The organism is Clostridium ganghwense (assembly GCF_026735165.1).
Classification (GTDB): domain Bacteria; phylum Bacillota; class Clostridia; order Clostridiales; family Clostridiaceae; genus Clostridium_H; species Clostridium_H ganghwense.
This window is the reverse complement of record NZ_JAPQES010000001.1, coordinates 1,028,872-1,040,328: the sequence shown is the minus strand read 5'-3', so window position 1 is coordinate 1,040,328 and position 11,457 is coordinate 1,028,872. Positions and strand designations below refer to the sequence as shown.

At 25.7% G+C, this 11,457-nt stretch carries 11 protein-coding genes; all 11 read left to right on the top strand.

The annotated features are described in order from the left end of the window. Window positions 1–42 precede the first annotated feature (42 nt). The 11 genes from OXH55_RS04760 (at window position 43) to OXH55_RS04710 (ending at window position 11,452) form a co-directional block, all read left to right on the top strand. On the top strand, window positions 43–858 hold the full coding sequence (locus OXH55_RS04760; protein WP_268048366.1) for a MerR family transcriptional regulator: 816 nt from the start codon (window positions 43–45) through the stop codon (window positions 856–858). Window positions 859–929: 71 nt separating this feature from the next. Continuing rightward, the gene (locus OXH55_RS04755; protein ID WP_268048364.1) at window positions 930–2,279 is read left to right on the top strand and encodes an MATE family efflux transporter; all 1,350 of its coding nucleotides are present in this window, start codon (window positions 930–932) and stop codon (window positions 2,277–2,279) included. Then, window positions 2,276–2,932: a pentapeptide repeat-containing protein gene (locus OXH55_RS04750; protein WP_268048362.1), complete on the top strand. Its 657-nt coding sequence runs from the start codon at window positions 2,276–2,278 to the stop codon at window positions 2,930–2,932. Before OXH55_RS04755 ends, OXH55_RS04750 begins: the two co-directional genes overlap by 4 nt. A 307-nt stretch (window positions 2,933–3,239) precedes the next feature. Next, on the top strand, window positions 3,240–3,896 hold the full coding sequence (locus tag OXH55_RS04745; protein ID WP_268049023.1) for a response regulator transcription factor: 657 nt from the start codon (window positions 3,240–3,242) through the stop codon (window positions 3,894–3,896). After that, window positions 3,897–5,306 carry a sensor histidine kinase gene (locus OXH55_RS04740; protein ID WP_268048360.1) on the top strand — a complete coding sequence of 470 codons (1,410 nt, stop codon included), beginning with the start codon at window positions 3,897–3,899 and terminating at the stop codon, window positions 5,304–5,306. It abuts the gene before it with no gap. 121 nt (window positions 5,307–5,427) lie between these two features. Continuing rightward, entirely contained in the window at window positions 5,428–6,048 is a 621-nt protein-coding gene (locus OXH55_RS04735; RefSeq protein WP_268048358.1) for a hypothetical protein, read from the top strand. 290 nt (window positions 6,049–6,338) lie between these two features. Further along, complete coding sequence (locus tag OXH55_RS04730) at window positions 6,339–6,959, top strand: hypothetical protein (protein ID WP_268048356.1); 621 nt, start codon at window positions 6,339–6,341, stop codon at window positions 6,957–6,959. Between the two features lie 283 nt (window positions 6,960–7,242). Beyond that, a complete protein-coding gene (locus OXH55_RS04725; RefSeq protein WP_268048354.1) occupies window positions 7,243–9,120 on the top strand; it encodes a serine/threonine-protein kinase in 1,878 nt (625 codons plus the stop codon). A 151-nt stretch (window positions 9,121–9,271) separates the two neighbouring features. Next, window positions 9,272–9,883 (top strand): DUF4352 domain-containing protein, encoded by a 612-nt coding sequence (locus tag OXH55_RS04720; RefSeq protein WP_268048352.1) that lies wholly within the window; start codon window positions 9,272–9,274, stop codon window positions 9,881–9,883. A gap of 220 nt (window positions 9,884–10,103) precedes the next feature. Then, a complete protein-coding gene (locus OXH55_RS04715; protein ID WP_268048350.1) occupies window positions 10,104–10,796 on the top strand; it encodes a DUF7847 domain-containing protein in 693 nt (230 codons plus the stop codon). Between the two features lie 347 nt (window positions 10,797–11,143). After that, window positions 11,144–11,452: an STAS domain-containing protein gene (locus OXH55_RS04710; protein WP_268048347.1), complete on the top strand. Its 309-nt coding sequence runs from the start codon at window positions 11,144–11,146 to the stop codon at window positions 11,450–11,452. Window positions 11,453–11,457: the final 5 nt, after the last annotated feature.

Below are 11,457 nucleotides of genomic sequence, written 5' to 3'. Positions count from 1 at the left end.
ATGATTGTTGGATATTATGAATTAATAGGAGGAATATTTTTTATGACAAATAAATTTCTAATTGGTGATATGGCAAAAATCCATAATGTCTCAACACAAACATTAAGATATTATGATAAAATAGGGCTTTTAAAACCCAAAATAGTAGATCAAGATAATGGATATAGATACTATACTATAGAACAATTTGAACAATTGAATACTATAAAATATCTAAAGTTTTTAGGTATGTCTTTAAATGATATAAAGGAACATTTAAATAAAAGAGATATAAAAAATATTATGAAATTACTTGATAAGCAGAAGAGTTTAACACGTAAGAAAATTCAAGAATTAGAATTAATAGAGGATAAACTTGAAAGTAAGATTAACAGCATAGAAGATTGTATTAATATAGAAAAATATGAAACGGTAAGAATAAGAGAAATGTTTGAAAGAAATATTGCTTTTGAATATATAAAAGATTCAGATTCAATAGTTGAGTTTGAGTTATGTTTAAAAAATTTACAAAATTTATTTAAAGATAATTATTTAATGTTTACTGGGGAAATAGGAGTAATAGTTTCCGAAGATAATTTAAACATGAATAGATTTGATAAATATACTGCAGTTTGTATTTTAATAGAGGATAAGCTTAAATACAGTAATGTGAAAAAATTACCAGCAGGAAAATATGCCTGCATATATTATAAAGGACCATATAAAGAATCTTATAAAGCTTATGAAAAACTATTAAAATATTTAAGTGATAATAATTATGAAATTGTAGGAGATGCACTAGAAATTGGATTAATTGATTGTTCTGTAGTATTAAATGAGGATGAATACTTAACGGAAATCCAAATTCCAATAAAATAATCTATTGACCTTATAGTTACTATAAGGTATAAAATAACCTCTGTTAACTGATAAGGAGGTTTTATTTTATTATGAAAAAAGATTTAGATTTAAAAAATGATTCTATTTCAAAACTATTTTTAACATATCTTATTCCAGCAGTTATTGGTATGCTTATAATGTCTCTACATGTAGTAATAGATGGTATATTTGTAGGTCGTGGGGTTGGAAGTGATGCTTTAGCTGCTGTAAATATTGTAGTACCATTATATTCATTATTTGCAGCTATAGGTTTATTAATTGGCTTAGGGGGAGCAACTGTAGCTTCTATTAAATTTGGTGAAGGTAAAAATGAAGAAAGTAGCAGTATTTTTACACAAGCAGTATTATTAGCTGCAATAATAAGTATAACTATTACTGTTTTTAGTGAATTAAATATCGAAAAACTTTCTTATATTCTGGGAGCAAATGATAAAATATTGCCTTATGTAAAAGATTATATGGGTGTATTATTATATTTTGGACCTGTATATGTTTTAGCAGATACCTTAGATTGCTTTGCGAGAAATGATAGAGCACCTAAACTATCAATGTATGCTATGGTTATAGGGGCGATAATTAATTGTTGTTTAGATTATATTTTTATTTTTAAATTTCATTGGGGAGTAAGTGGTGCAGCTCTAGCAACAGGAGCTGGAAATATACTATCCATTATAATGTTATTAATGCATTTCGTATTAAAAAAAGGTAATCTTAAATTTATTAAAACAAGAATTGTTTTAAATGATGTAATTAGAATTTTTAGAAATGGATTTCCAAACTTTTTATCAGAAATGTCTGCAGCAGTTGTTACATTAATATATAATTTAGTTTTTATGAAAATGCTTGGTGAAATAGGAGTATCTGCTTATAGTATAATAAATTATATTCATATATTAATGCTTATGGTTTTCATTGGAATATCACAGGCTATGCAGCCAATAATCAGTTATAATTATGGAGCTAAAAAGTATGAAAGAGTAAGAAAAAGCTTTAAGTTGGCAGTTAGTGTATCAGTTATATTTGGAATATGCTTTTTTACATCAGGAATTTTGTTTGGAAAAAATATAGTTAAATTATTTAATAATAACAATATGGAACTAATAATGTTGGCAACTACAGGTATGAAAATTTATTTTGTAAGCTATTTATTCATGGGAGTTAATATAGTGACAATTTCATATTTTCAAGCTATTGAAAAAGCAAAATTTTCAACAATTATTACATTGTGTAGAGGTTTGATATTCAGTATAGCTGGATTATTTATTCTTCCTAAAATATTTAATATAAATGGAATTTGGCTAACTGCTCCTGCAGCAGAATTATTGACTATTTTTGTTGGTTATTTTTTATTAGAAATTTATAAAAGGGAAATTAAAAATTTGGAGGTTAATATTCAATGAAGGATATAAAATCAAACTATAAAATCTTAACACCTAGAATACCAAAGAAATTAGAGGAGTTTCAATCTTTAAATAATGATATCCAAAATTATGATTCTTTATGTACAAGAGTTATTTGCGATTGCTCTATTGAAAATCAAACCGCAGAACATGTGAATTTTGAGGAGATAATATTTAGAAATGTTACTTTCAAAAATGTATCCTTTAGATTTCTTGATTTAACAGATGTTAGGTTTGAAAACTGTGATTTATCTAATATAGACTTTTACGGAGCTATTATACATAGAGTAGAGATGATAAACTGCAAGATTCTAGGAGCTAATTTAAGTGAATCCACATTACAAAATGTAATATTTGAGAATTGTAATGGTCGTTATGCATCTTTTACATTTTCACAGTGTAAACAGGTGAATTTTAAAGATTGTTTACTAAATAACGCTATTTTTCAGGAAGTTAAATTTGATAAGGTCAGCTTTGGAAATTCTAATTTGCAGCAGGCTGAAATGGCAGGAACAAAACTAAAGGGGATTGATTTAAGTAATTGTGAAATAGAAGGAATAGAAGTACGAAAAGAGGATATATATGGTGCTATTGTGACTCCTGTACAAGCAGTTTCACTCTCAAAACTTCTAGGGCTTATCATTAAAATATAACTGAAAATTAATAATTTACAACTTTTTTACAACTTTAATATGAATATTATAAATTTAGAATATATACTGAAAGATAGGAATTTATTTTAAAGCAATATATACCACTATTTCATCAAAATGATGATGTAGTGGTTCTTTCATTATAAGCAAAATGATATCGAAGAAGATTATATAAGTAAAGTATAAGTTTTGTGTGGATATAACGATTATTAAAAGTAAAGAGTTTATTATATTGAGGAACTTCAATATAAATTGAGATAAAAAAAGTAAAGTTAAAAAATGAATAATACAAAGGGAGTGTGTAACTATTTTGAGTAAAATATTAATAGTAGAAGATGATGTATCTATTTCAGATTTAATAAAATTGAATTTGAAAATGGTTAATTATGAAATTGAACAAGCTTATAATGGGAAGAGGGCTTTAGAACTAATTGAACAAGAAAATTTTGATTTGATTCTTTTAGATGTTATGCTTCCGGAATTAGATGGATTTGGTGTAATGGAGAGAATAAAACACAAAGATATACCAGTAATTTTTTTAACAGCTAAAGACTCCATTTCAAATAAAGTAAAGGGTCTTAAGATGGGAGCGGATGATTATATAGTAAAACCTTTTGAATCGATAGAACTTTTGGCAAGAGTTGAGGTTGTTTTAAGACGTTATGGTAAAAAAAATGATGTTTTAAATTTTAAGAATTTAGAGATAAACTTACAAGAAAGAATTGTAAAAAAGAATGAAGAAATTATAGAATTGACTTTGAAAGAATTTGAATTATTAAGACTTTTAATTGAAAACAAAGGTATAGCTTTATCTAGAGAAAAGATTTTGGAGAAGGTTTGGGGATATGATTATTTGGGAGAAACTAGAACGGTAGATATGCATATTCAAAAACTTAGAAAAAAATTAAATCTAGATGAAAAAATAAAAACAGTATATAAAATAGGTTATAGATTGGAGGATTAAATGAAGTTTTGGCAGAAAATATTCATATATTCAATATTACTATTTTTAGTAATATTTAATTTAGGAGCTTGTTTTTTGATAGAACATACTCATAATTTAAGTTTGAAAAGAGAGATAGATAGAGGATTAAATGAACATTCTAGAATATATACAGCAATGAATTTTAACATAAAAATCATTGGCAATTATCATAAGAAGTCATTTGATTCTGATAGGGAAATTATTAAGACGTATTTAGAAAATTTTAAGAGTAATGATATGTATTTAGAGGTTTTAGATGAAAAGAATAATATAATTTTTAGTAATTTAGATTTTAAGATTTTAGAAGAAAGAGAGGAACTTAAAAAAGCTGTTGTAGATAAAAGAAGGTACATTATAAGGGAGGTAGGAAATAAAACATTTTTATTTATAACCAATTTATTAGATGTAGATGGTGAATATTTAAAATTTTCATGTATAAAGGATATAACATATATTTATCAAGATAGAAAAGAACAGTATAATTTTTTTATTAAATTATGTATTATAGTTTCTATTATTCTAGCTATTGGTATGTATATTTTAAGTAAATATATAACAAACCCTATAAATAAGCTGATAAATACTACTAAAATAATATCAAATGGTAACTATTCAGAAAGAGTAGAAATTGAGTCTAAAGATGAAATAGGTATTTTAGCAGAAAATTTTAATCAAATGACACTATCTATTGAAGAAAAAATAAATGAGTTAGAGAAAAAAACAGAGGAAAAACAAAGATTTATAGATAATTTAACCCATGAATTAAAAACGCCACTAACTTCAATAATAGGGTATGCAGATTTTTTACGTTCTACGGCTTATAATGAAGAGACTTTTTTTCAAGGATTAAATTATATATTTAAAGAGGGAAAAAGATTAGAAAAATTGTCGTGGAAAATGATGGATTTAATTCTATTGAAAAAAGAAAATTTTAAAATGAAAAATGAAAGTATAAAGGATATATTGGCTGAGATAAAAGAAACTTTAAAACCTAAATTACAAAATAAAAATATAGACTTAATAATTTCTGATAAAAAAGATTATGAAATTTTAGTAGAAAGAGATCTAATAAAAAATTTAATTACTAATTTTATAGATAATGCTATGAAAGCCTCCAAAGAAGGTTCAAATATATATTTAAATGTATATAAAAATGATGAATTAAAAACAGTACTTGAACTTAGAGATGAAGGTATAGGAATTGCAGAGAAAGATTTACCTAAAGTTTTTGAAGCTTTCTATATGGTAGATAAGTCAAGAACGAGAGCTAATAATGGGGCTGGACTTGGACTTGCTATTTGTGCTGAAATAGCAAAAATTCATGAAGCTAAACTAGAAATAGAAAGTGAAATAAATAAAGGAACATCAATAAAAATAATATTCAACTAGACTTTACAACTTTTTTACAACTCGTAGATAGTTATTATAAGTATTGATTATATAATTTAATTGTGACGAGGGAATGAGAAACAAATTAAATTAAGGTTGCAATTAGAGGAGGAAAAATATTATGAAATCAAAAAGAATAGCAGCATTAGCTTTACTTGCTACATTAACAATAGGAGGAGCTAAAGCTTTTGCACAAGCATCAAATAACACAATACAAAAAAATAAGCTAATGACTGAGAAAGTAGCTGTACAATTAAATGAGAAAAGCGTAAATACATCTGAAGAAAAAGCTGTTAATGCATTTGAAAAATATCTTGATGTTAAAGTAGAAAGTAAAGATTTAAAAGCTGAGTTAATAGAACAAGGTGGAGAAAAATATTTCTTAGTAAGAAATAAAAATCTTAATAGAGATAAAATAAGATATACAGCTTTAATAGATACTAAAACAGATAAAATACTTAACCTTGAATGTTATGATAAGACAGCAAAAGGAGATAATAAAGAATTTAATCTTGAAGAAGCTAAAGGAAAAGCAATTGATTTTATCAAGAAGAATAATTTATTAGATGTTAATAAAGCACAATTTGACGAAGTTAGCAGTAAAGAAGTTTCAAAGGAAGCAAATGCTTACTTCATGTATTTTAAATATGATAATAATAAAAAATTATTAGTTACATTAGATAAAGCTAGCGATAAAGTTCAATCATTTATATTCTTAGATGAAATAAATTCAGTAGGCTAAAAAATGTTAAATAATAAAAAATTTCTAGCGAAAAATATTTTCGCTAGAAATTTTTTTTGTTAATAAGAGTGTTAGCAGCAGAGAGTATATTTTATAGCTAATATATATGAGTAGACTTATATATATTAGCTGGGGGGATATAGCTAGTATTAATAAATAAAAAATGGTTAACTTTACAACTTTTTTACAACTCGTAGATAGTTATTATAAGTATTGATTATATAATTTAATTGTAACGAGTGAATGTGAAACAAATTAAATTAAAGTTACAATTAAAGGAGGAAAATATTATGAAATCAAAAAGAATAGCAGCATTAGCTTTACTTGCTACATTAACAATAGGAGGAGCTAAAGCATTTGCACAAGCATCAAATTCCACAATACCAAAAGATAAGTTAATGACTGAGAAAGTAGCTGCACAAAGAGTAAAAACATCTGAAGAAAAAGCTGTAGAAAAAGCTGTTAATGCATTTGAAAAATATCTTGATATTAAAGTAGAAAGTAAAGCTTTAAAAGCTGAGTTAATAGAACAAGGTGGACAGAAATCTTTATTAGTAAGAAATAAAAATCTTAATAAAGATAAAATAAGATATACTGCTTTAATAGATACTAAAACAGATAAAATACTTAACCTTGAATGTTATGATAAGACAGCAAAAGGAGATAATAAAGAATTTAATCTTGAAGAAGCTAAAGGAAGAGCAATTGATTTTATCAAGAAGAACAATTTATTAGATGTTAATAAAGCACAATTTGACGAAGCTAGCAGTAAAGAAGTTTCAAAGGAAGCAAATGCTTACTTCATGTATTTTAAATATGATAATAATAAAAAATTATTAGTTAGCATAGATAAAGCTAGTGATAAAGTTCAATCATTTATATTTTTAGATGAAATAAATTCAGTAGGCTAAAATAAAGAGAGTATATAAAACCTCATTTTACAATTTGTGAAATGAGGTTTACTTGATGTTTTTGAAAATATTTAAATAATTAAAAAGGCAAGTCTTAAATGGGGACTTGCTTTTTTAAGTACTTATAAACTTTGTTTTTAACATAATGTAAAATTTGATATAATCTTAATATAAGTTAAAACTAGAAAGACATTAGTAAATGATGGGAATTTTCAGCTGTGTTTGATTAAATAGAGGAAAATAACAGAAAGTATTATAGAAAACTTATATTAGGAGGAAATTCATGAGTGACAAAAGAAGAGGGCCGAATACTAGGTCAATTAAGGAACAATCGTTAAAAAAGTACAAAAGTAAAGATGAAGTTACAAAGAAGTGGGTTGTATTAAATAAAAAGTTAAATCCAAATAAAACTCATATGTACTATAATGGATTGATAATTGAAGCAGTAGGTGTTATTGAGTATGTTATAGAAAATACTCTAAAAGAAGATTTTATATTAAATAATTTTATTGGAAATGTCACTAAATTAATGGAAAAAGGTTTTCCAATTTCAGATAATGATATTTATAAATTAAAGAGAATTAAATGGTACAGAAATATAGGTGCGCACAATACAGGAACTTCTGTACAAGAAATTATAAATTACGAGGTTGCTAAAGATACTTTCTTAGCTTTAGGTACACTTTTAAATAAGCTTGATATGCTTGAAACGGATAATATTAATCCTCAAGGTGAAAAATTATGTGCAAATGTTGAAGAAGTTATTGGAGAAACATGTTTGCTTCAAGAGGTACTTGGAGAAGGGGGAAGCGGTAAAGTATTTAAGGCATATCATCAAAGACTTGACTTAACTGTAGCAGTAAAGGAAATAGATCATGATATTGTAGATATGATAAATGTAGCAAATGAGAAAAATATGCTGTTATCTTTAAGACACATTGGTATTCCAAGAATATATGATATTATTCAAGATAATCAAACTTATTATTTAGTTATGGATTATATACAAGGACAAACATTGAAAAACAATGTAGAGACTATGGGGAGTTTACCACTATCAGCAATTGCAAGGGTAGGAACACAACTTTGTGACATAATGAATTATTTACATAATTTTAAAGGTGGAATCATATTTAAAGATTTAAAGCCAAGTAATATTATGATAGATAAGGATAATAATATTCATCTTATAGATTTTGGTATTTCTGAAAGAGTAGAAAATAAAGATGGAAAACAAGGGATTTATTCAGGAACAAGATGTTATGCTTCACCGGAACAATTAAGAGGTGAGGTATGTGACATAAGAAGTGATATTTATTCTTTAGGAGCAACTCTATATTTTATAACAGAAGGAGAAAGTCCAGTTGAAGGTAGTGAACAAAGATTTAAAAGAACTACACCAGCAAAATTAATAAATATCATTGAAAAGGCAATGGCTGAGAATAAGGAAAACAGATATAAGTCGGTGGAAGAATTTAAAAGAGATTTAGAAGAATATCAAAGAAATCTAACTCATACTACAGAAACTATAGATAAAAATGTTATTAAGCCAAAAGCTAATAAAAATAAACTCATATTAACTATTGCAGCAGCTTCTGTAATTATATTATCGGTGTTTGGAGTTATTATGACATCTAACTCACGTGGAAGTAAAGATACTGCTAGTAGTGGCAATAAAACTCAACAGGTAGTTACTGCAAGTGATGCTGATGAAAAGAACAACAATAAAAGTAAGTCTGCAGATGCAGAAAAAACATCTACTGATGAAAACAAAGTAAATGATAAAAAGGAAGTAACAGAGGAAGTGAAGGAAACAACAGCAGAAGCATTTAATGGTAAAGCAAGTCTAAAAATTAAGTCTTATGAAGTAGATAGAAATAGACTTGTTGTAAAAGCTGTAGTTGAAAATAATTATGATAAAGAATTTAATTTTTCTCCATATGATATATATATGACAGGGGATAATGGTTCTAAATTCAGTTCAGATATTCATGCTGTTTTGGCTAAAGGAATAGATTATAAATTTGTTCCAGGAGAAAAAAAGGAAGTTGAATTTATATTTAAAGATTATAAGCAATCTGATCAATTAACATTAAAAGTTAGTAAGATATTTTGTTTTGGAAATTTTGACGAGGAAAGTTTCACTGTGAAGCTTAAATAAGGTTAATAATTATAGAGATTATAAAAAGTCTCCACTTTAGTTAAAGTGGAGACTTTTTATTTAGCTAATTTTACTACATTTTAGGTGAAAATTTTTGTCTTAATCCCTGTTTATAATTTAATTATAGAAAACATTGAGAGGGGATATTAAGATGAAAAAAGGAATGTTAAATAAAATATTATCTAATATAAATGAAAATATAGTTGCAATAACTTTAGCTGGAGTTTTAACCTTTGGAATATTTATAGCTGGAGAAATGTCAAAAAAATTAACTAAAAAAAGTAGCGAAAACAAAGCAATAGCTGTAGTTTCAACTAGTAATAGAGGTATTGATCTTGAGGAGGATACTAAGATAGAAAATGATAGTGAAAAAGATAATATACAACAAATCACATTACAAAGTAATACTCTACAAAATACCGCTACTGCATTTGAAGGTAAGTTAAAACTTACAAAGCTAAATATAAAAAGTAGTGGTGACAAGCTTATAGTTAAAACACTAATAGAAAATAATTTTGATAAGGAAATTACTATATCACCTTATGATATCTATGTCAGAGGGGAAAATGGAAGAGTATTTAAATTAGACGTATTCGATTATCTAGAAAAGGGAAAAGATTTTGAATTTGTTCCAGGGGAGAAAGTAGAAGCGGAACTTGTGTTTAATAACTATAAAGATAGCAGCACTTTAAATTTAAATGTAACCAATATATTTTGTTATGGACATTTCAATGAAGAAACATTAAGTTTGAAACTTAAATAGATAAGCAAAGCTTTAATGATCAGTTCCAACACGAGACTTTTGATACTATGAACAGTATGAATGATAACTTTGGCAATTTCGGAGGCTTCTAGGGTTAACCTAGAAGTTTTTCTTTTATATACAAGGGAAAGTAGAGATAATAATTGAAATTTTACAAAATGTAGTATAATATGGATATAGTTTACATTAAATTGATTTATATAAAACAGGGGGAGCAATTATGAAAAACATGATAGGAGAAAAAGAATTATCGATGGGAGAAATATTTGCTTATGCATTTAATATCTATAAAGCAAAAATCAAAATGATTTTGTTTATTATATTAATTATAAGTATTCCAAGTAACTTAATTATAGATTTATTATCACCTTATAGTAATAAATTAGGTTCAGAATTATTGAAAATAATTGGGGTTTATATTGACGTTTTTATAGAAGTTGGAGCTATTTATATAACTTATAAATATGTAAATGATGAATATGTGGAGTGTAATCAATTATGTAAAGCAATATTTTCAAGATGGAAAGGTATTATTTGGACAACAATAGTTGCTGGAATTATACTTTTAGGTTTTAGTTTATTACTAGTAATACCAGGAGTTATTTTTTGGATATATTATTCTTTTATTTTTCAAGCTGTAGTTATAAAAAATCTTAGTGGAACTGATGCGTTAAGTTATAGTAAAAACCTTGTAAAAGGTTATTGGTGGAATTTATTTATTATACAGATTTTGAGAATTATTACGGCAGTTATAGTTATTTTACCAATTAATTTCATATCAAAGAATGTTATATATGGTGTAATTTCTAATACGAGTGTACATTTTGTAATGATTTTCTTTGATGTAGCTATAACAATATGTTTTTTTAGCTTGGATTCTATGAAAAATAAGAGAGATGGTACTTATATTTAATTATAAGTAATCCTATTAATGCTAAAAATATACTAAAAACAATTAATTTTTTTCGTCTAGTTTGTGCTTTATGTCTGTATAGTCTTTTTTTATTTTTTCTCATCCATATCACCTCATACCCAATATTTCATATTGATTAAATACACCTCATATTATACACATTAATTTGTATTTATTCAAAAAAATTCTAAAATATTTTAGTAACAAATACCGTCTATAATAATATGACAAAATTTATAGTTTTCTGTAGAAATAGTATGGTATAGTAAGGATATATGAATAGTAAAACATACAGGAATTATTATATTATTTCATAATAATTATAAATAACTAAAGAGGTGTTAAGTTTGAAAGTAGTATTGGGTGAAAATACTATAAATATTAATGTGATGGGGGAATTAACTTCAAAGCAAATAAGAACTTCTATTGAATCAATAATAGAGGAGATATACAATAAAAATGAACAATATTCAAAATTAGTATTGAATTTAGATTCAATTAAAAAAATAGATGTTGAAGGTGTTTTATTCATCGAATCCCTACACAAAACAGCAATAGAAAAACACAAAGATTTTAAAATAATTGGAGTAAATAATGATATGGAAAATTTCTTTGAAATAATTAAACTAGATAATTTACTGGAACACTTCCAATAAAAAAG